The 19194-nt window shown below is 60.9% G+C and carries 24 protein-coding genes; 13 read left to right on the forward strand and 11 right to left on the reverse strand.

What is annotated here, in order from left to right; genetic code table 11:
• The first annotated feature begins 79 nt into the window (after positions 1–79).
• From MSKU9_RS18235 to MSKU9_RS09885, 5 genes are all read left to right on the forward strand, one after another.
• Positions 80–229: a hypothetical protein gene (locus MSKU9_RS18235; RefSeq protein ID WP_019087433.1), complete on the forward strand. Its 150-nt coding sequence runs from the start codon at positions 80–82 to the stop codon at positions 227–229.
• Between the two features lie 76 nt (positions 230–305).
• A complete protein-coding gene (gene cysG / locus MSKU9_RS09870; protein ID WP_141261301.1) occupies positions 306–1700 on the forward strand; it encodes a siroheme synthase CysG in 1395 nt (464 codons plus the stop codon).
• 104 nt (positions 1701–1804) lie between these two features.
• Positions 1805–3868, forward strand: a complete 2064-nt coding sequence (locus tag MSKU9_RS09875) for an FUSC family protein (RefSeq protein WP_141261302.1) — start codon at positions 1805–1807, stop codon at positions 3866–3868.
• Positions 3868–4062, forward strand: coding sequence for a DUF1656 domain-containing protein (locus MSKU9_RS09880; protein WP_141261303.1), 195 nt, complete (start codon positions 3868–3870; stop codon positions 4060–4062). The genes MSKU9_RS09875 and MSKU9_RS09880 overlap by 1 nt, the downstream gene beginning before the upstream one ends.
• 12 nt (positions 4063–4074) lie before the next feature.
• Complete coding sequence (locus MSKU9_RS09885; RefSeq protein ID WP_141261304.1) at positions 4075–5025, forward strand: efflux RND transporter periplasmic adaptor subunit; 951 nt, start codon at positions 4075–4077, stop codon at positions 5023–5025.
• 278 nt (positions 5026–5303) lie between these two features.
• Here MSKU9_RS09885 and MSKU9_RS09890 read toward each other — a convergent pair whose 3' ends face one another.
• A complete protein-coding gene (locus MSKU9_RS09890) occupies positions 5304–5525 on the reverse strand; it encodes a hypothetical protein (RefSeq protein WP_141261305.1) in 222 nt (73 codons plus the stop codon).
• A gap of 160 nt (positions 5526–5685) precedes the next feature.
• On the opposite strand from MSKU9_RS09890, the gene MSKU9_RS09895 reads away from it, so the two are divergent.
• Positions 5686–6225 (forward strand): hypothetical protein, encoded by a 540-nt coding sequence (locus MSKU9_RS09895; RefSeq protein WP_227002449.1) that lies wholly within the window; start codon positions 5686–5688, stop codon positions 6223–6225.
• An 81-nt stretch (positions 6226–6306) separates the two neighbouring features.
• Here MSKU9_RS09895 and MSKU9_RS09900 read toward each other — a convergent pair whose 3' ends face one another.
• On the reverse strand, positions 6307–6825 hold the full coding sequence (locus tag MSKU9_RS09900) for a nucleoside deaminase (RefSeq protein WP_141261306.1): 519 nt from the start codon (positions 6823–6825) through the stop codon (positions 6307–6309).
• A 121-nt stretch (positions 6826–6946) separates the two neighbouring features.
• Positions 6947–7201: a hypothetical protein gene (locus MSKU9_RS09905; protein WP_141261307.1), complete on the reverse strand. Its 255-nt coding sequence runs from the start codon at positions 7199–7201 to the stop codon at positions 6947–6949.
• A 116-nt stretch (positions 7202–7317) separates the two neighbouring features.
• Here MSKU9_RS09905 and MSKU9_RS09910 point away from each other — a divergent pair, with 116 nt between their 5' ends.
• Together MSKU9_RS09910 and MSKU9_RS09915 are read left to right on the forward strand one after the other, a co-directional pair.
• A complete protein-coding gene (locus MSKU9_RS09910) occupies positions 7318–7644 on the forward strand; it encodes a helix-turn-helix transcriptional regulator (protein ID WP_141261308.1) in 327 nt (108 codons plus the stop codon).
• 83 nt (positions 7645–7727) lie between these two features.
• Complete coding sequence (locus MSKU9_RS09915; RefSeq protein WP_141261309.1) at positions 7728–8039, forward strand: hypothetical protein; 312 nt, start codon at positions 7728–7730, stop codon at positions 8037–8039.
• Between the two features lie 12 nt (positions 8040–8051).
• Here the strand turns inward: MSKU9_RS09915 and MSKU9_RS09920 are convergent, their stop codons facing one another.
• The 3 genes from MSKU9_RS09920 to MSKU9_RS09930 all read right to left on the reverse strand — a co-directional run bounded on the left by MSKU9_RS09920 (position 8052) and on the right by MSKU9_RS09930 (position 9717).
• Positions 8052–8699, reverse strand: coding sequence for a M15 family metallopeptidase (locus MSKU9_RS09920; RefSeq protein WP_227002450.1), 648 nt, complete (start codon positions 8697–8699; stop codon positions 8052–8054).
• 120 nt (positions 8700–8819) lie between these two features.
• Positions 8820–9050, reverse strand: coding sequence for a DUF2171 domain-containing protein (locus MSKU9_RS09925; protein ID WP_141261310.1), 231 nt, complete (start codon positions 9048–9050; stop codon positions 8820–8822).
• 199 nt (positions 9051–9249) lie between these two features.
• A complete protein-coding gene (locus MSKU9_RS09930; protein ID WP_227001023.1) occupies positions 9250–9717 on the reverse strand; it encodes a hypothetical protein in 468 nt (155 codons plus the stop codon).
• A 219-nt stretch (positions 9718–9936) separates the two neighbouring features.
• Here MSKU9_RS09930 and MSKU9_RS09935 point away from each other — a divergent pair, with 219 nt between their 5' ends.
• On the forward strand, positions 9937–12477 hold the full coding sequence (locus MSKU9_RS09935) for an excinuclease ABC subunit UvrA (protein WP_162853808.1): 2541 nt from the start codon (positions 9937–9939) through the stop codon (positions 12475–12477).
• Positions 12478–12555: 78 nt separating this feature from the next.
• Here MSKU9_RS09935 and MSKU9_RS09940 read toward each other — a convergent pair whose 3' ends face one another.
• Positions 12556–13956, reverse strand: coding sequence for a GntT/GntP/DsdX family permease (locus MSKU9_RS09940; protein WP_141261311.1), 1401 nt, complete (start codon positions 13954–13956; stop codon positions 12556–12558).
• 271 nt (positions 13957–14227) lie between these two features.
• Between MSKU9_RS09940 and MSKU9_RS18240 the strand changes: the two genes are divergently transcribed.
• Complete coding sequence (locus MSKU9_RS18240; protein ID WP_162853809.1) at positions 14228–14401, forward strand: hypothetical protein; 174 nt, start codon at positions 14228–14230, stop codon at positions 14399–14401.
• A 48-nt stretch (positions 14402–14449) separates the two neighbouring features.
• Here MSKU9_RS18240 and MSKU9_RS09945 read toward each other — a convergent pair whose 3' ends face one another.
• Positions 14450–14989, reverse strand: a complete 540-nt coding sequence (locus MSKU9_RS09945; RefSeq protein WP_141261312.1) for a hypothetical protein — start codon at positions 14987–14989, stop codon at positions 14450–14452.
• Between the two features lie 390 nt (positions 14990–15379).
• Here MSKU9_RS09945 and MSKU9_RS09950 point away from each other — a divergent pair, with 390 nt between their 5' ends.
• The gene (locus MSKU9_RS09950; RefSeq protein ID WP_162515732.1) at positions 15380–16207 is read left to right on the forward strand and encodes a glycosyltransferase family 25 protein; all 828 of its coding nucleotides are present in this window, start codon (positions 15380–15382) and stop codon (positions 16205–16207) included.
• Between the two features lie 67 nt (positions 16208–16274).
• Here the strand turns inward: MSKU9_RS09950 and MSKU9_RS09955 are convergent, their stop codons facing one another.
• The gene (locus tag MSKU9_RS09955; protein WP_227001024.1) at positions 16275–16886 is read right to left on the reverse strand and encodes a hypothetical protein; all 612 of its coding nucleotides are present in this window, start codon (positions 16884–16886) and stop codon (positions 16275–16277) included.
• Positions 16887–17046: 160 nt separating this feature from the next.
• Between MSKU9_RS09955 and MSKU9_RS17905 the strand changes: the two genes are divergently transcribed.
• Positions 17047–17217, forward strand: a complete 171-nt coding sequence (locus tag MSKU9_RS17905) for a hypothetical protein (protein WP_154670674.1) — start codon at positions 17047–17049, stop codon at positions 17215–17217.
• Between the two features lie 36 nt (positions 17218–17253).
• Positions 17254–18177 carry a hypothetical protein gene (locus tag MSKU9_RS09960; RefSeq protein ID WP_141261314.1) on the forward strand — a complete coding sequence of 308 codons (924 nt, stop codon included), beginning with the start codon at positions 17254–17256 and terminating at the stop codon, positions 18175–18177.
• 5 nt (positions 18178–18182) lie between these two features.
• Here the strand turns inward: MSKU9_RS09960 and MSKU9_RS09965 are convergent, their stop codons facing one another.
• Together MSKU9_RS09965 and MSKU9_RS09970 are read right to left on the reverse strand one after the other, a co-directional pair.
• Positions 18183–18560: a hypothetical protein gene (locus tag MSKU9_RS09965; RefSeq protein ID WP_141261315.1), complete on the reverse strand. Its 378-nt coding sequence runs from the start codon at positions 18558–18560 to the stop codon at positions 18183–18185.
• Between the two features lie 93 nt (positions 18561–18653).
• Positions 18654–19127 carry a surface-adhesin E family protein gene (locus MSKU9_RS09970; RefSeq protein WP_227001025.1) on the reverse strand — a complete coding sequence of 158 codons (474 nt, stop codon included), beginning with the start codon at positions 19125–19127 and terminating at the stop codon, positions 18654–18656.
• Positions 19128–19194 lie beyond the last annotated feature (67 nt).

The raw sequence follows: 19194 nt of genomic DNA on the forward strand, positions 1-19194 counted from the left end.
GCACGCCAGTTCATGTATGGACGTGGTGCAGGCATGGCTTTTCTGCTATGTCGACCATTGCGTCATGCAGGAGGTTTTTTTGGCCCGTTTTCTTCCCGTTCTTGGTATCTGTGCCATCGTGCTGTCCTTGGCCGCATGCGCCACCAACACGCCGGGATCGGTCAAGGACCGTTCGACATGGGCACGCTGGGGTTATGCCGAAGGGGTGAAGAACGTCGCATCCCACTGACGCCACTCCACGCGTTTCCTTACAGACCTGATATTCCCCAGCTACAGGATGCCGGCTCGACCGGCTGTTTGACTGCATGACCAATATTCCCGAACCCGCATGGTTTCCCATTGCGCTGCGGCTGGACGATGTCCGGGTGCTGGTGATTGGCGGCGGCATGATCGCCGCCAACAAGGTACGTCTGCTGCTGGCCCACCGCGCGAAGGTCGAGGTTGTGGCAGGCCGCCTTGATGCGGAAATGCAGGTATGGGCGGAAGACGGCTCCATCACCCACGTCGCCAGCACGGCCGATGACACCACCCTGCGCACCATCATGCCCGGCTGCCGTCTGGTCTATGCTGCAACCGATGACCGCGCGGTCAACCGCACTGCCGCGGCTCTGGCGCAGGAAATGAACATTCCCGTCTGTGCGGTGGATGATCCGCAGCCTTCCACTTTCATCACCCCGGCCCAGATCCATCGCGGGCTGGTGCGCATCGCCATATCCACCGGGGGGGCAGCCCCCGTCCTGGCCCGCCGCCTGCGCGAACAGGTGGAAAGCACCATACCCGATGGCACGGGGGAACTGGCCGTTTTCATGCAGCAGCAGCGTGAGCATGTGGGAGCGGCCTGCCCCGATATCTCACGCCGCAGGCAGGTCTGGGAAACCTTCCTTGACGGTGCGGGCGCACAGGCTGCCCGGCGGGGCGAGATCGAGCGCGCACGGGCCATACTGGATGACATCATCGCGTCCACTGGTACACGGGGCGAGGTCTGGCTGGTCGGCGCGGGACCGGGTGATCCGGACCTGCTGACGCTACGCGCACTGCATCTCATGCAGAATGCGGATTGCGTGCTGTATGACCAGCTGCTCTCCCCTGCCCTGCTGGACCGGGTCAGGCGCGATGCGGAACTGGTGTTTGTCGGCAAGCGGCGGAACAAACACACCATGCCGCAGCAGGAGATCAACGCCGAACTGGTCCGTCGCGCGCGTATGGGCCAGCGCGTGCTGCGACTGAAAGGCGGCGACCCGTTCGTGTTCGGGCGCGGGGGCGAGGAAATCGAGGCCCTGCTGGACTCCGCCATTCCGTTTCAGGTCGTGCCCGGCATCACGGCGGCCAATGGCTGCGCCGCCTATGCCGGTATCCCACTGACCCACCGCGACTGTGCGCAGGCCTGCATGTTCGTGACCGGGCATGCCCGCGCGGATGGCACCCTGCACCTGCCATGGGACAGTATGGCGCGACCGGGGCAGACGGTGGTGATCTATATGGGGGTTTCCGCCCTGCCCGCCCTGTGCGCACAACTTATGACTCACGGCCTGCCTGCGGACTGGCCCGCCGCCATTGTCGAACGCGGCACGCGCGCGGACCAGCGCGTGCTGACCGGTACACTGGGCGGACTGGCACGACAGGCAGCGGATGCAGGTGTAGGCAGTCCAGCGCTGATTATCGTAGGCGAAGTAATCCGGCACCGGGTGATATCCCCTTAGTGAATATCAGATATGCAGGTTGCTCCCGTACATCCTTTGTTATGAATTCCAGTCTACTTCCATTGTATTAAACGCCGTGAGGCCACTGAACGGTCAGGGAGGCCATGCCAGACCTACAGGCAAACAGCACGCGGCGTATTCACGACATCATGCATGCCTTCATGCCCTGGGCTGACCGCCTGCCTGCGGGCTGGGTGGGGTTCAGCCTGCGTACATGGTGCTCGCTGGTCCTTGGTCTTGCCACGGCCTTCTGGCTGCAACTGGACAATCCGCTGCTGGTTGGCGTCACGGTCATGATCCTGGCGCAGCCTTTGCGCGGACAGGCATTATCCAAGGCATTTTACCGGTTGCTGGGCACCATGGTGGGCATGGGCGTGTCCATTGTGCTGGTGGCGGTGTGGAACCAGCAGCGCGGCCCCTTTCTGGGGGGTGTCGCGCTGTGGCTTGCGGCCTGCGCCTTCGTGGGATCGCTGGAACGCGACTTCCGCTCCTACGCCGCGCTGCTATCGGGCTATACAGTCGCTCTTGTGGCCGTGAACTGCATTGATACGCCACAGAATGTATTCAACATCGCGGTGTCCCGTGCCTCGGCCATTACCCTTGGGGTCTTTGCCGTCGCCGTGGTCAATATCCTGTCAGGCTCGCCCGAGGCATGGCGCGGACTGGCGAACGGGCTGAAGCAGCTTATCCGACCGCTTAGCGAAACCGCGCGCGCCGCCCTGCAGCATATGTACGACCGGGGCGCACAGACCGACATCCGGCTGGGCGCACGCATACTGGCACTGACCACCCCCCTGTCCTACGCCCGCACGGAACTGGAACGCGGCGGTGCGCGCGCCAACGGGGCACGGCTGGCCATGGTGTCCATGCTGACGATACTGGACTGCGCGCGTGGACTGGGGCGACATACCGGTCATGGCAACATCAATCCGGCAGTGGAGGACGCCATTGCCCGTGTCGCCCGACAGACCGACCTGCGCACCGATCAGGCCGGTTTCACCACACATATACTGGATGCCGTGCGCACCACCCTGTCCGGCCATGTACCCAATGCGGACGAAGCCTTCGCCATTGAACGCGCCGCCCGCATGCTGACCGCACGTACCCGCATGCACGCCGGACAGGAAGTACTGACCGAGGGCACTGGCAGCGCCATCCACAGCAGGACCGTCAATATCGCGGTCCAGCCCAATTACCTGCTGGCCCTGATCGGGGCTCTGCGGGTTCTGGTCGGGTTTTCGTTTGCTGCCGGGGTCTGCGTCATCACCGGCCTGCCGGGGGCGACCGTGGCACTGGCCCAGACCGCGCTGACCCTGACCCTCGCCGCGACCAATGTGGATACGGCACGGTTTGGCATGGGCGCGATCATCGGCCTGCCGTGCAGCGTGCTGGCGGCTGCCGTGCTGAACTTCTTCGTGCTGCTGCATGGGGCGGACATGCCGTTCCTGGCGCTGACGTTGCTACCCCAGACATTCCTGGCCTGCCTGTTGCTGATACGCCCGTCCACGGCGGCCATCGGGTTCAATTATGGCGTGTTCTTTTTCGCCATACTGGGGCTGGACAACCACCAGAGCTACAACCCGACGGAATTCCTCAACCGCAACATCTTCTATCTTCTGGCGGCCCTGCTGGCTTTCATCATCCTTGTGCTGCTGTTTCCGCCATCACCACGGCGGCAGCGGTTCTGGATGGCATCCACCATCGTGCGCGCGCTGGAACGCCAGATGACCGGGCATGGCGAAGCCGACAGCCCGACCCGCCTGACCCGCACCTATGACCGGCTGGCCCAGATGCAGTTCTGGACCGATCGCCTGCCACGCAGCGCCAGCAGCGGGCGGCAGATGGAAAGCTTCACCACCTTTGCCGAGCTTGATGGCGCGCTGGCGCGGGCACGGACCTATGCCCGGCAGGCACAGGCAGTCCCCCTGCTGCGCCCGGCCGCCGAACTGGCGCAACGTGAACTGCTGCTGCACGCCCCATGGGATGTAGTACCCGCGATGCATGAGGCAATGGCCGCCATACCCGCCCCGCAGGCCCATCTGTCCCCCCAGACCCAGATCGCCGCCATCAACCTGCTGGCGGGGCTGGATGGCGTGATGCGGGCATGGCAGACGGCGGCGCCACGGTTGCGGCATTACGGCATCATCAAAACGAAGAAGGCAGGCTGATGCGTCAGGTTGTTGATCTGGAAGGCGTGCTGATCTCGGCCTTTGTCATGAACCTCGGGCTGGCACTGTGCACGCTGCTGGTGCTGCGCATCGTGCTGTCGTGGCTGAACCTGTGGCGGTTTGTCTGGAACCCGCCGCTGGCGCAGTTCGGCCTGATGATCTGTCTTATTGGCCTGTATACCCTGATCCTGTGAAAGAATCCTGACTTGTTCGCATATGCAAACCGCCTTGTGCGTCTGGCCGTTACCGCAACCATCCTGTTCGTCGCGGCCATCGTGGTCATTGTGCTGTGGGATTATTATACGGCGTCACCGTGGACACGGAATGGTCAGGTCCGTGCGCAGGTCGCCAATATCGCGCCGCGCATTTCAGGCCAGATCAATGAAGTCCGCGTGCATGACAACCAGTTCGTCCATAAGGGCGACGTGCTGTATGTCATCGACCCGTTCGATTTCAGGGTGAAGCTGGATATTGCTGATGCCGCCGTGAACGAACGCCGCGCGGACCTTGAATTCAAGACATCGCAGTACGAACGCCGCCAGAAGATTTCAGGCGTTGCCGTATCAGGCGAGGAAAAGCAGCAGTTCGAAGCCGTGGCACAGCAGGCAGAAGCCCAGTATGCGGCAGCGCTTGCGGACCTGAAACAGGCACGCATCAATCTGGAACGCACCGAGGTCCGCAGTTCGATCAATGGTTACGTCACCAACCTGACCATGCGCGCGGGTGACTACGCCAATGCGGGGCAGGTCAACATCCAGATCATCGATGCGGATTCCTACTGGGTGGACGGGTATTTCGAGGAAACGAAAATCCATTCCATCAAGGTAGGTGAACCGGTGCGACTGGACCTGATGGGATTCCATGAACCCCTGTTCGGCCATGTGGAAAGCATCACGCGCGGGATCGCCAGCAATAACGCCGCCACGTCCATACAGGGACTGCCGGCAGTAGACCCGGTCTATACATGGGTGCGGCTGGCGCAGCGTATCCCGGTGCGCGTGAAAATCGACAGCATCCCGTCCGACCTTGTGCTGGCAGCGGGCATGACGGCCACTGTGACCGTGGTGTCGGAAGCAGGCAACCGCCGCCATATGTCGGTACGTGACGCGCTGCGCCATGTAGGCGATGACATGCAGCACCTTGCCGGGCACCGTTAAAAAAACTGTTTGAAAATAATAAAAGTTTCTGGGTGTCGTCTTTTTTCAACAAGGCGACGTTCCCTGAAGCTTAAAAAAAAGCTTCAGCAAAAACTTCTTTCCCCATCATCTTATCCACAGATTCAGGGGACGAATATCCGGGCAACCCTGTGGATAGAACCGTCGGGAACCGGGGATAAGGTGTGTGTTTTCCACGACTCGTTGAGAGTCGTATGAATTTTTTCTGATATCCCATCCGTTCGGCGCCCCGCACATTCAGGGTGACCGCCGCAGTATCGTCAGGCGCGCGGCGGCGGGGCATAAGGATCCCGCTTCCCCATATCCGGCGCCGGGACATGCCCCATGCGATGGGCACGGTACAGCAGGCCGTGACCCAGTTTTTCAATCAGGATACCACGGCGCTGCATGCGATCGTGGCTTATGGCATATCCGATTTCGCGCACGATCTGACCACGAAGCACCTGCAACCAGCCACGCAGGACAAGTTTCATCCGTGTCATATCGCGTGCACTCCCGTTCACCACCATGTCAGTCATTATTATCATGGCAGATAAGAGTTATCCGCATAACTTTCAAGGTAAGTCAGATGGTCTAAAAGGTTATTTTTATTTAATCCATGTCATGACATGAAATGCATGGCCGTCCGTACCGGCCCCATTCATGACAAGGATGGTCCGAACCAGTCCTGCCATGGGGGATATCTTGCGTTACCTGTTCCTGTTTCTTGCCCTTATGTGCGGATATTGCAGCACCGCGGTCGCCCAGACAGCCCCGTCACAGGTCATCAGCACGCTGTTTGCCGACAAGCTGACCATGATGGACCTCGGCCTGATCCGCGCCGAACGCGCCATGCAGCATGAAATCGACAGCCTGCCCGACAGCTATGACAGCGAGATGATGCCCGTCGCCGATTTCGACCCCCGTCGTAACACCATACTGGTGGGCATATGGTATCAGGACCATGATACCTTCAATCGCGGGCAGTGCGACAAACTTCTGGAAACAATCAAGAAATCCTTTGGTAACCAGCCCACGACCATCGTTGCGTCATGGTTCCGCCATCATGGCTATACCTCGCTACGGGATGCGGGACAGTTCTATATCGGGCTGCGCAATATCATCTGGCTGGTGGTGACTGACGGGGACCGGGCCTGTTCCTATTCCATGGCCAACGGGCAGACCACAACCAGCGGATTCTGAACTTAAGGAATTTTTTGGTGAAGCTTTTTTCAAAAAGGCGGCTCCCAAAAACTTTTACCTTTTTGTCTTCAGATACATCTCTCAGACGGCAGGTTCATTCTTTCCCCGCCAGAACGTACGCTGCAGTTCCGCCGCTTCGTCTTCCAGCAGGGGACCAATGACCGCAACCGACCGCTGACCCGCCGCAAATACGGTGCGACAGGGCAGATCAAGCGTCGGGTTTTCGGGGTGATTGCCCGTTATGTCCTTCAGGCTGGCCTCGCTCTGACCATAGACCACGCGGCCGATCCCACTCCAGTACACCGCACCCGCACACATCGCACAGGGTTCGGCGGATGTGTACATGGTGTACGACGCCAGCTCGTCCGGCGCATGGGCTTTTGATGCCCGCGTGGCCAGCAGGCGTTCGGCATGGGCGGTCATGTCACCACCTTCCGCCGTGTATCCATTGCCCTGTTCCATCACCACATTACCCTGCGCATCGACCAGCACGCAGCCAAAGGGATGATCGCCCGCCTGTCGCGCGCGCTCCGCCACGGCAAAGGACTGCCGCAGGAAATGTTCGTGATCCAGATCGGGCAGGCAGGTTGGTTGGGTCATTCCACATCCATGAAAAAAGGTTCCGTTCGCTTGTGCCGGTTCCGGATTTCATTTTCAAACGGAAATATTCAGCCCCGTCTCCTGTAATCCGGCTCCACCCACGGCACTCATCAGACTGGGATCAGTCCCTGTCCTGTGGGTGCGCCATTGCCATGCGGACCGTTTCCATTTCGTCATCCAGATAGCCAAGGATATCCACCCCGTCATACGCACCGTCAAAACGATCAGACGCCAGTTCGACCCGGATGGCAGCCAGACGGTTCAGACGATGCTGGAGCTGCGTGACGTAAGGCGTGACCCAGGCGGGTTCCTCGGGTTCGAATCGGGCATCGATATCAGCCTGGTTACAGCCTGCGGGCAGATAGGGATCGTGCATTACGGTTCCTTGCATGTGTATGAAAAAGATACACAAACATCTCGCAGGCACGATTACGTTTCTTTCCCCTGCATTATTTCCTTGCTACATGTGTATATTTTTAGCACAAATATCGTATGAAAAATGAACACGAAATTGCACAGGGCGCACAGACCCCGTCCACACCCCGTCGCACACGCCCGCCACGGCTGGACTGGGCTGCCATTGCTCCATCCGTCGCACAGTTACGCAGGCAGGGCTACTCCGCCCGTGAAACCGCGCGCAGGCTGGGCCTGAACATCAAGACACTGGAGGCCCACCTGCGCCGACACCGCATCCGCCACGCCATACCCATGGACCGTCCGGATCAGGTCCGCCGCACGTGCCTGAACTGCGATACCGCCTTTGTCGCGGATGGCCGTTTCCTGCGCCTGTGCCCGGACTGCCGGGCCATATTCAGCTAACGGCGGCTCACATTTATGTGCAACCGGAACCCGCCCACCGCTTTCACACTTGAGGAAACATCATACCAGGCAGGGATCCGCACATGGATACGCATACGTCTTCACTACCGACATCACCGAATACGGCCCAAGCATCGACCCATATCCAGTTCCGCCTGTCCCTGCATCATGACCGTCCCGCACGCCCGGCCCGACGTAGCATGCGTTCCCTGACCGCACTGGGCCTGGCGCTGGTCCTGGCCAGCACGGGATTAAGCGCGTGCAAGCGCCACCATGAAACCACGGGCGAGAAAATAGATCATTTCGGGGACAAGATGCAGGATACGTTTGATCCGCCAAAGGGACCGGCGGAAAAGGCCGGGCGCTCGATTGACCGCACGATCCATAACGACTGATGTCCGACGCGGTCAGGGCGTGGTATCGCGCCCGATCGCATCAAACGGCAGGTCCATGACCGGGTAATCCTGCCAGTCCACATAATCGAAATGCCACCATTCCTCAGCCAGTGGCAGGAAACCGCTAGCCGCCATGATACGGCCCAGCAGGTCACGCAGGGCCCGGGCCCCCTTATTACCTCCCGCATAGGCCACATAGGCACGCGACGTCATTTCATCAAAACCCGACGGCATGGAGACAACCCGCCCTGTTGCCAGATCCCACAGGGTCAGATCCACGGCGCATCCACGATTGTGGCGGGAGCCGATGGCGGGGTCACCGACGAATTCGTACAGATCCTGCGGCACCGCCTGACGGAACAGGTAACTGACATGCCATGGACGATAGGCATCGTAAACCAGAAGACCATAGCCATGCCGTGCAGCAAGTGCGCGTGCGTGTGACAGGGCGTGCGCCGCCGGACGCTGCAGGAATGCCCGTGGCGTGGGATAGACAGGAAAGCCCAGGAAATTCCGCGCCGTGGCATAACGTATATCCAGCGCAATCGCCGGATCGACCTGAGTTATGTCAACCAGGTCGGCAGCCCGGGACGTGGGCGCGAACCCCGGCATACGCGCCGCCCGTGCATGGGCCAGCAGCACATCGGGCGCGTACTGCAATGCACGCGGAATGCATCTTCATCCGGTGGCCCGCCGGCAACCGGCCCGGCCTGCCACTGGCGTTCATGCGACATGACTGGCGCTTTCCATTACGTCACCGGGCATTGCATGATGCCCCATTCAGGCGGGTGGGGTATAGGACTGCACATCTTCCAGCGTGTGGCCGAGCAGGATCTTGCCGCCATCAGTGGACTGTACCCATGATACGGGAATGGTGAAGGTACTTTCCGCCGGGCCATCAACCGTAATCTGGATGGTCGCATCGGGATTGACCGCTGTCAGCGTGCCCATACGGCCCGAACCTGTCGCGAACACATCCTGGCCCAGCATGGACTGCGTTACATCTGTCATGAATTTCCCTTCCCTGCGCGACATGAAAGTCGCGCCACCCTGTCGGCCTGAACCCCGCCATCATTACAGGATCATCCGGTCACGGGGCCGCCCGGGTACACGGGCCGGCAGACAGGTTGCGATTGATGCCGCCATGGACATGGCGCTACCGGATTCATGCCCCGCATAACACACGCCGGGGGCACAAGTTGCCCAGCCCTCAGTTCACGCCAAACTGCTTGCGCTGGGACATGACCTTATTCAGGCGTTCGTTATAGCTATGGTAGGTACCACGGGGCACGCAACCCATTTCCTCCAGATCCTCAAGCTTGATGCTGTCATTCAGCCACGAATTGACTTCATTGAACTCGACTTTCTGCGGCACGTCGCGGCCACTGAACACCACCGGGTCATCCTGACCCTGCACATAGCCAAACTTCATGAATACCCCGCCAGCAGCGGACGCGTTGTGCGGGGCCATTTCGCCACACACCACCGATGTCGCATCCATGGGATGCACCGTGACATTGCGGAATGTTACCCCGTGCGGGTCAGGCTGCGTGGCCGCGACGTGACGCTCCGCCTCGGCAATGACGGAAGCCGTTTCCCCATGCCGGCCACCGCCCACCGCATGGGCCGCCCCGGAAAACAGGCATATGGATACGCCCAGTATGATGAACCTTTTCATGCTTCCGCCTGCCTGATCGTCTATATCTGTCATTATCCAATCTTTCTGATGCGCTGCCCTGTTCCATCGGTCAAGCGGGTGGTCTGTTATCGGATCATATGTAATTATATAACGTGCGATAATAGTATTAAGCTGCGCCAGACAAAACCTGACAGACGCGTTATAACGAGGGGGCACAGACGCACCGCCGCAACCGGTACATTGCACGAAGGCCCTTCCATGTCGCAGCGCCCCATTTCAAGTCCCGCCCCCGATCCACACAACCGCGCGGATTTCGTGCATGTCCGGGGGGGGCGCGAACACAACCTGAAAGATGTGAACGTGGACATGCCGCGCGACCGGCTGGTGGTGTTCACCGGAGTTTCGGGATCGGGTAAATCATCCCTCGCCTTCGGGACGCTGTATGCAGAAGCGCAGCGACGGTATCTGGAATCCGTCTCCCCCTACGCACGACGGCTGTTCCGACAGATGCCGGTGCCTGACGTGACCGCGATCGAGGGCCTGCCACCAGCCATCGCCCTGCAGCAGCAGCGCGGCACTGGCACCGGGCGATCTTCGGTCGGCAGCATCACCACGCTGTCGAACCTGCTGCGCATGCTGTATTCCCGCGCAGGACATTATCCCGCTGGCATGAAGCGGCTGGAAGCGGAATCCTTTTCCGTCAACACCCCCATGGGTGCGTGCCCGCAATGCCACGGGCAGGGCCGGATCATGGACACCACAAACGCCCTGCTGGTGCCCGATGACAGCCTGTCCATCCGCCAGCGCGCCGTGGCCGCGTGGCCCACCGCATGGCAGGGGCAGAACCTGCGTGACATCCTGATTACCAAGGGCGTGGACGTGGACTGCCCCTGGCGCGACCTGCCACAGAAAACGCGCGACTGGATCCTCTATACCGAGGAAACGCCGACTTTTCCCGTCTATCCCGGCCTGGACCACGCGGGCGTGCAGCGTGCGATCCGCGACCATGTGCCACCATCCTATAACGGCACGTTCACCGGCGCGCGACGGTACGTGCTGCATACCTTCGCCACATCACAGAGTGCGAACATGCGCCGGCGGGCCGAACGCTTCCTGACCGCCACCCCATGTCCCACCTGTCATGGGCAGCGCCTTAACCCCGATGCACTGCGCGTCACGCTGGCCGGGTTGAACATTGCGCAGATGACACAGCAGACCCTGTCTAGCATTGCGCGTACCCTTGCTCCGCTGGCCGAAGGCACACAGGTGCTGGATGATACGCCGCAGGCAGGCGACGCCACCGCCATCGCCGCCCGCCGCATGGCTGCCGACCTGATTGGCCGCATCGGCGTGCTGGAACATCTGGGGCTGGGGTACCTGCAGGCCGACCGGTCGGTCACCACCCTGTCACCGGGGGAATACCAGCGGCTGCGGCTGGGGACACAGATCCGGTCCAACCTGTTTGGCGTGGTATATGTGCTCGACGAACCTTCCAGCGGATTGCACCCGGCAGATGCCCATAACCTGCTGGATGCGCTGGAAGGGCTGAAGGCAGCGGGCAACTCGCTGTTTATCGTTGAACACAACCTCTACCTGATCCGCCGCGCGGACTGGATTGTCGATGTCGGTCCCGATGCGGGCACGCGTGGGGGCGAGGTGCTGTACAGCGGTCCGCCCGATGGCCTGCGTGACGTGCCGCTCTCGCGCACCGCGCCCTACCTGTTCGCCAGTGACGCGCCCATCGCAGGCATACCGCGTGCACCGAAGGGGTGGCTGAAACTGGGTGGGATTACGTGGAACAACCTCCATAGCCTGAGTGTTGATATCCCGCTGGGCACGTTCGTGACCGTTACCGGCCTGTCCGGGTCAGGCAAATCCAGTCTGGTCAGTCAGGCCATGCCCGCCATTGTCGCCCATGCGCTGGGACAGAAACTGGTGCAGGATATGGACGGCGAAAATATCGAGGATATGCCCATCGGTACACCGCAGGGGCACGTCACCGCCGGAGCCAGCCAGATCAAACGGCTGGTCATGATTGACCAGAAGCCGATCGGCCGCACACCGCGTTCCAACCTTGCGACCTATACCGGCCTGTTTGACACGATACGGCAGATGTATGCCGCAACCGATCTGGCCAAATCCCGGGGTTACGACGCGGGCCGTTTTTCCTTCAACCTGCCCAGGGGCCGCTGCCCCACCTGCGAGGGCGCTGGATCGGTCATGGTGGAACTGCTGTTCCTGCCCAGTGTCTATTCTCCCTGCCCCACCTGTCACGGCACGCGCTATCAGGCAGATGTGCTGGAAGTCACGATATGCGGGAAATCCATTGCCGATGTCCTGAACATGACAGTGGATGACGCGGCCACGTTCTTTGCCGGCACGCCTTCACTGGCCAACGCGCTGGGCACCTTGCAGCAGGGCGGTCTGGGCTACCTGCGGCTGGGACAGCCCGCAACCGAGCTTTCAGGGGGGGAGGCGCAGCGCATCAAGCTTGCGACCGAACTGCAGAAGCAGCGCCGGGGCCACACGCTATATATCCTGGATGAACCGACCACCGGCCTGCATCCGGCGGATGTGGACCGGCTGCAGACCCACCTGCAATCGCTGGTCGATGGTGGCCATACCGTGGTGGCGGCTGAACATGACATGCGGGTCGCCGCACGCGGGGACTGGGTGATCGACATGGGACCGGGCGCGGGGAATGCGGGCGGCAAGATCGTCGCCGCAGGCACACCCCATGATGTCGCCCGCGCATCCCACAGCTGCACCGCACCGTTCCTGCTGCCACTGACGGGCTGAAAACCATAAGAAGTCCTTGGTGAACCTTTTTTCAAAAAGCTTCGAAGAACACCGCCTTTTTGAAAAAAGCGGCACCTTTCAGACTGGCATTACTGCCCACATCGCGGCGACACCCGCAAAAACCAGCAGGGCCGCGATCAGTGTCATGATGCTCCAGCTCCGCAGTCCTTCGCGCACACTTACGCCGCACATGCGGGTCACGATCCAGAACCCCGCATCATTGACATGCGACAGCGCCATGCCGCCTGCCCCCATGGCCAGCGCCACAAGGGCCAGATGCGTCTGGTCCAGATGCAGCCGCCCGATCATGGGACCAAGGATACCCGCCGTGGTCATCAGCGCCACCGTCGTCGGCCCCTGCGCCACGCGCAGGATCATGGTCAGGACAAAGGCCAGCACCAGCAGCGGCAGGCCACTTGCCGCCAGCAGGCCACCCAGCGCATCACCCACGCCGCTACCCACCAGCACCTGCGCGAACGCGCCACCCGCGCCGGTAATCAGGATGATGATGGCCGTTCCCGGCAGGGCAGCGGCCACCACGTCGGACACGGTCGCCAGCGCCAGCCCGCGCCGCAGCCCCAGCAGCCACGCGCACAGCATGACATCCAGCCCAAGGGCGACAAAAGGAATGCCCGCAAAAACCAGAACCGAGCGCAGGCAACCCTGCTGCATGAGTTCCCCCGCCAGCGTACCCGTCACCATCAGCATGACCGGCACGGCAATGACCGCGACGATTTCCCCCATGCCGACCGGCCGGTGCTGGCCTGCCTGCATGAACAGGCGGGCAGGTTCATCCGCCGCACCATGGCCCTGGGCCGCATCGCGTGCTTCATCCACCACGGCGCGGATATCGGGCGCACAGCCGAAGGGCTGCGTCATGATCGGGCGCGTCAGCACATAGGTCAGCACGGTCACTACCGCCGCCAGCGGCAGGCCAAGCAGCAGCATGTGCCCCGCCCCCACACCGAGTGCCGCCGCCACCGCCACGGCACCTGGATGAGGCGGCAGCAACGCATGCACCGTCAGCATGGTCACCGCCATGGGAATGCCAAAGACCGCAGGTGGCCGCCCCGTCTGCCGCGCCATGCCATAGACCAGCGGCATGAGCATGATGACGCCGACTTCGAAAAACACCGGAATTCCGACACCGAAGGCGGAAATGACCAGCGCCAGCGGCACATGGGCGGCCCCCACCCGGCGCACCAGTCCCTGCGCCACGACAGCGGCCCCGCCCGAAAGGTCAATCATCCGCCCGATCATGGCCCCGAGGGCCACGATAATGGCGATATGGCCCATGGTGCTACCCATGCTGCCCTGAACCGCATCAGCCAGCTTTGCCACCGGCATGCCGGTCAGCAACGCCACCCCCACCGCGACAATCAGCAGGGCCACAAAAGGATGCAGCCTCAGCCGCAGGATCAGCAACAGCAGGACGGCAATGGAACCAATGCCGATCAGAATCAGCGCAAGCGGAGTCATGCAGGGAATCCCGGACGTAAGGGCGGCCTGTCTCGGATGGCCAAACGGATCTTATCGGGCATCCCGACACGGCCCGCAACGCCGCCACGCATGAAAAGCATGCCCAACAGAAAAAGTGGCGGGAAACCGGTATTTTTCAGGTGATTGTCATGCCCCTTGCAAATAGGGAGAATTTTCATGCTTGACAGGTTTCAATCCTGTCTGCATTACGCGCCACCGGTCACGAACCGCAGTCGCTTTTTTGGGTCCAGAGCGCCCCGGGACGCATGCCATGACAACCATGATCAATACGCCACTGCCCTCCACACGCAGCATTCATACGCGTCGTGCCATGGACCATGCGAAAGGCATCATGCGCGAGATGTGGATCGTGCCCATGGTCGTCATGGGCAGCGTCCTGTGCGGTGGGGTGGTGACCGTGCTGTCGCACCTGCTTGGCCATTAAGCCACGTCCGCCCCGGAACGCAGGTTCAGGGGCGGGGTCCGGACGCCCCTAGCGGGAAGCCGAACGTTCGTTGCCCGTGCGGTGCCGTTCGACCCTGTGCGGCACGGGTTCCGCCAGCCAGTGGATACGGGCGTTGCGCAGTTCGAAATTGCGCTGTCCCTGTACTCCCATATCCCCGAACGGGTCGTATACCACACCGCTGACCTCGGCCTGACACTGTACATTCCTGCCGGTATCGCCACAGATCTGCTGGGCCTTGCGAAAGGAGGATTCCTCCATCGTCGGGCCATCAAGCGGCACCGCCCCGTTCCAGTCCACCTGCCCCGGCAGGTCGGCAATGCGGAAGGCCGCGCAATCCGCCCCGCCTGAATTGGCGGAAGTAATGTAACACCCCTCGACCTGCACCAGCTTGCCCACATACTGGGCCGCCTGCGTCTGGAACGCCGCCACGTCCAGTGTGGCCACCGGTGCCGGGGCTGCTTCATGGCGTGCCTTCGCATCCCGTGCCGCGGCCGGGCCGGGGGCCGTTACTGCCGCGATAATGGCCAGCCAGCCCGCCAGTACGCCAAGATGAAAACGTCGCCTCATCACGTCCTGTCTTCCTTTTCATGTGGGTCAGCCTGCACTGACAATCCGGAAGGGAAGAGTGTTTGCCATACACACCGTCATTGTCACCACGGCACAGCGTGCGGGCTGCCATGCACGCACAACCGGCTGGTTTCCCCAACCGTACGCAGGCGCCCGCCTGCCCGTCACCAGCCCTGCGTTGCGTGGCGGCAGGCATCACGTCCGTCACTGCCCTGCCCGCAATGGGAATGATGCATGCGGGTCTGCGGATAAATCGACGATATATCCCTATCCTTATAATGATGAGGTCGTTAACGTATGCCCCGATCTGTTCCTGCATGTGGTTTACACAATAATATTTCATGAAATAAAAAATGAATAAAAAATAAAATGAAACCACATCCAAAATATATGAAACGTAATTTCCCGGAAATTCTTGTAATCAGCCTGTCATGCGCTATAGAACGTCGGAATACACTGACACGGCAACTTACCGCATTCGGTCTTGATTTCGATTTTCTGGACGCGGTTGATGCCCATGACCTGACCGATCATGATTACGAAATCTATAACAGGCGCAGACGCCGGATTTTCATGGGCAAGGATCTGTACCCGGGAGAAATAGCCTGCATGCTGTCGCACAGGCAGGCCCTGCAGCGGATCGCAACCATGGACAGGCCATGGATCGTGCTGGAAGATGACGTCCTGCTTTCCCCCGACTGGCCCTATGTCGTGCACGCCCTGATGACGCGACAGGATGAATGGGAATTCGTGCGTTTTTTTGGCGACGGAAAACATGCCACCCGCCTGCAGCGCAAACTTGTGCCGTTGGGGCGTGATTACTGGCTGACCCGTATGTCCACGTCACCCGGGGGTGCCCATGCCTACCTGATTACCCCGTCTGGCGCGCGCAGGATCCTGCGTTGCCTGCACTACACGGCCACGCCAATCGACACATTGATGGGCCAGCCATGGAAAACCGGGCTTGGCGCCCTGAGCGTCTGGCCCGGACTGGCGCGGGAGAACGGGAAATTCCCGTCCTATATAGGCAATGCCCGCTTTGCCAGCGCTCCCACCACGACAGGACTGGAACGCACGCTGTATTTTGCGGCCAATCCCGGCCTGCGGCTGGTGGAAAACATACTCAAGCGCGGGTTCTATTACAGCCACGCGCCATCCGATCACTGGCACAGGTACCGCGTGCAGGCGGCATGCCCCCCTGCACCCGTACGGACCTGACCGGCTTCATGTACATCAGCTCTGGTACAAGCCGTCCTTGCCCGGATAGCCATACGCATTCACGCCCCTAAAACGGGGAAGCCTTCTGTCCCGCACCCTGGCCCAGATTGGCGAAATGCTGGGTTTCGGCACAGCCACGAAAACGGTCCAGAACGGGAATGCTGCCCGCCAGGTTGACGCTCAGCGTCGTGCGGCTACCAAATTTCACCACCGCCATATGCGATGTCGCCATGGCGTCCAGCAGATGGGTCAGGTCATCGGCGCGGATGTCGGCAGCCAGGGTCGTGGCGTCATTGGCCTGCATGTGAAACACACGGGTATAGGCACCTACGGTGACCGTCATGTCGCCCTTTTCACCGTTGGCCAGCGTCCAGTGGTCATCCGCGCTGCGCACCTGTAGCGAATCGGCATCGGCGCGGAACATCAGGATCTCGCTTTCCGACCCGGCAATGCACAGGTCGGTATGCACGCCCGCATCGGGCGTATGATGAATGGCGACCCAGCCACCGGCACGTTCATCCACCAGCATCCGCGATGGGCTGGGGCTGCTGTTTTCATCTTCGGGCTGCATGGCCACGGGCACGGCACGGGGCCGTTCATCGTACGACTGCGCCAGCGCAATCCCCGGCAGGGAGATCAGTGCCATACAGCCCAGAAGAAAGTTCTGTTTCCTGCTCACTTTGCGACAATCCCATTGCAACAAGGACCGACGAATCGGGGTAATGGATAATTCCAGCATCACTGTGACGTGATTTAGACATATATTGTCATAATTCAGGCCATGGAAGGATATTTCCACATGCCTGTTTCCATGACGGGGAACATGGACACCATGATGCATGATCGTGACCGGTCTGCGACAAAATATGTCCGTCCTTCACCGCGATGCGTGCCATGCCAACGGCAAAAATAATACTAAAGAAGATTTTCATTTTTTACGCGCCACAGGGGCGACCTGTGCGGTCGGCATTGGCCAGTTGGTATCGCGCCGTTATCATGGCGACCGTTGATGACTTTTTTTTGGATACTGGAAGGAAATAGCCGGGATGCGCCTGCTACCTGCTGCCATCCTGGCAATCGGGACCCTCTGCGCCACATCATATGCGCACGCCGCTGACCCGGACTGGATATTCGCCAATAACGGACCGGCGGGCCAGCCCATGATCATGTCCCATCAGGGCACGCTGGATATCATGTTCTACCGTGCAGCCAGCGGTACGGTGGGCATTGCCGTCCATCAGCGTCACGGCCGTTACCACAACCCGAAAGGAGTGGAGACGGCCATGGTGATGATCGGCAAATTCACCATTGCGCTGCAGGTCTTCGGCAATGCCCAGAAATGGGATACTGCCGGGGGCGACCTGAAACCCGACACCGTGCCCGATCTGGTCGTCGCCCTGAAGGGAGCTGCCACGGGCGCACTGATCCCGTTCGAGCACGAACCGGTACAGTTTTCGGTAAAGGGAGCGATGGCAGCCCTTGATGACCTGGCACAGTATGCCACCCAGCATGGGGAAAGCCTGCCATCGCCGCTGCAACCGGCTCCCGCCGCCCATGCGGCGGCCCCGGTGGTGGATATCGAAAAACTGGCCCATCATCCTTACGATACCCAGCACGGCCGCAGGCTGGTGCTGCCACAATATGATATCGCGGCCAACTGCGACCGCGCCCATATCGAAATGCAGGATACGGATGGGGAATGCATTGGCGCCGAACAGAAAAGCCAGGCAACCCTGACCGCGCACTGGACCGGATACGACAGTGACCTGCGCGCCGCCTGCCTGTCACTGGTCAGCGATCCGGGGCGGCTGGAAAAATACCAGGCGCTGCTTATGTGCCTGTCGCGCTATCAGGATGACCGACGGCAGTGGCAGCTTGTTTCCGGCTCCAGCGGCAGCGACGACATCATGCCCGCCAAGAACCCGGCGCAACCGGGCGATACACTTGCCGCACCTGCTGCCCGCCCCTGAAGTAATCAGTCGGTGGGGTTACGGCGTGTCAGTGCGAATATGAAAAAGGCCACACCGCTGAGCAGCAGCCCGAACAGGATGACCAGCGGCTGGATGTAGAGCACCACCAGCACAAGGAACAGCACCAGCAGGGCGCTGTATTTCAGCTTGCGGTCCTCACTGGAAAACAGGTCGATCAGGCCGTCCGAAATCTGGTGCAGGGCCGATGCGCCGTCCGTCCTTTCGCGCGGTGCGACCGTCAGCCCCCGCTGTTCCAGCTGCAGCAGGAAAACACGCGCCCGATCCTGTGCCGGCATGGTCACCGCATCACGGCCCGTGACGGTGGGCAGACATGCCGCCACGACATCAACGACATGACTATCCACAGAAACCTGATCGTTCATTTTTAGCAGTTCCCCCGGCCATGCAGCGTGCGACGCGCTGGCCCATCCACGCTGTTATCCACATAACTTACTGGTTTATCCCCAAAAGGGGGATTATTGCCCCCCGGCATGAGTGTGGCCCACATGGGCGCATGCGATACGCCTGCCATCACGGAGCGACGGGTCAACCGTCATCTCCCCACGTGGCACCGGGCCGTCAGCAATCCGGTGGCCCGTGCCCATGTGACCCGACCATGTGGCATAGGACAGCGTGCGGTACGTATCCGCCGCACAGTTGTACATGACGGAAAACCGGACCGAGGCAAAGGGCAGCCCGTGACGGATCATATCCTCGTCAAAATCCTGGATGAAGGTGGCGGATGAATGCGTGCCATGTACCTGAACGGATGCAAGGTCGATATATTCATTCACCTTGTTCTGGTACGGCGGCAGCTTCTGCAGTTCCGTCTCGGCATGCGGGGCCGGGGATGCGGGCAGGTCCTGTACCTGTGCCGCCCGTGCGCCGTTTACCATCCCACCACAGGCAATACCCGCGGCCATCAGCGCCACCACAACCCTGTATCGCATCTTCTCCCTTTCAGGCGCACGAAACGCGCGCGTACACACCAGACCCGGATTCATTGCCCTGTTTTGC

Origin of the sequence: Komagataeibacter diospyri (genome assembly GCF_006538165.1) — a bacterium.
Classification (GTDB): Bacteria; Pseudomonadota; Alphaproteobacteria; order Acetobacterales; family Acetobacteraceae; genus Komagataeibacter; species Komagataeibacter diospyri.

Coding starts and splice junctions, on each gene's coding strand:
- cysG (WP_141261301.1), top strand. CDS start 306: ATGACCAATATTCCCGAACCCGCATGGTTTCCCATTGCGCTGCGGCTG.
- MSKU9_RS09875 (WP_141261302.1), top strand. CDS start 1,805: ATGCCAGACCTACAGGCAAACAGCACGCGGCGTATTCACGACATCATG.
- MSKU9_RS09880 (WP_141261303.1), top strand. CDS start 3,868: ATGCGTCAGGTTGTTGATCTGGAAGGCGTGCTGATCTCGGCCTTTGTC.
- MSKU9_RS09890 (WP_141261305.1), bottom strand. CDS start 5,525: ATGACACGGATGAAACTTGTCCTGCGTGGCTGGTTGCAGGTGCTTCGT.
- MSKU9_RS09895 (WP_227002449.1), top strand. CDS start 5,686: ATGACAAGGATGGTCCGAACCAGTCCTGCCATGGGGGATATCTTGCGT.
- MSKU9_RS09900 (WP_141261306.1), bottom strand. CDS start 6,825: ATGACCCAACCAACCTGCCTGCCCGATCTGGATCACGAACATTTCCTG.
- MSKU9_RS09905 (WP_141261307.1), bottom strand. CDS start 7,201: ATGCACGATCCCTATCTGCCCGCAGGCTGTAACCAGGCTGATATCGAT.
- MSKU9_RS09910 (WP_141261308.1), top strand. CDS start 7,318: ATGAAAAATGAACACGAAATTGCACAGGGCGCACAGACCCCGTCCACA.
- MSKU9_RS09915 (WP_141261309.1), top strand. CDS start 7,728: ATGGATACGCATACGTCTTCACTACCGACATCACCGAATACGGCCCAA.
- MSKU9_RS09925 (WP_141261310.1), bottom strand. CDS start 9,050: ATGACAGATGTAACGCAGTCCATGCTGGGCCAGGATGTGTTCGCGACA.
- MSKU9_RS09930 (WP_227001023.1), bottom strand. CDS start 9,717: ATGAAAAGGTTCATCATACTGGGCGTATCCATATGCCTGTTTTCCGGG.
- MSKU9_RS09935 (WP_162853808.1), top strand. CDS start 9,937: ATGTCGCAGCGCCCCATTTCAAGTCCCGCCCCCGATCCACACAACCGC.
- MSKU9_RS09940 (WP_141261311.1), bottom strand. CDS start 13,956: ATGACTCCGCTTGCGCTGATTCTGATCGGCATTGGTTCCATTGCCGTC.
- MSKU9_RS18240 (WP_162853809.1), top strand. CDS start 14,228: ATGACAACCATGATCAATACGCCACTGCCCTCCACACGCAGCATTCAT.
- MSKU9_RS09945 (WP_141261312.1), bottom strand. CDS start 14,989: ATGAGGCGACGTTTTCATCTTGGCGTACTGGCGGGCTGGCTGGCCATT.
- MSKU9_RS09950 (WP_162515732.1), top strand. CDS start 15,380: ATGAAACGTAATTTCCCGGAAATTCTTGTAATCAGCCTGTCATGCGCT.
- MSKU9_RS17905 (WP_154670674.1), top strand. CDS start 17,047: ATGATCGTGACCGGTCTGCGACAAAATATGTCCGTCCTTCACCGCGAT.
- MSKU9_RS09960 (WP_141261314.1), top strand. CDS start 17,254: ATGCGCCTGCTACCTGCTGCCATCCTGGCAATCGGGACCCTCTGCGCC.
- MSKU9_RS09965 (WP_141261315.1), bottom strand. CDS start 18,560: ATGAACGATCAGGTTTCTGTGGATAGTCATGTCGTTGATGTCGTGGCG.
- MSKU9_RS09970 (WP_227001025.1), bottom strand. CDS start 19,127: ATGCGATACAGGGTTGTGGTGGCGCTGATGGCCGCGGGTATTGCCTGT.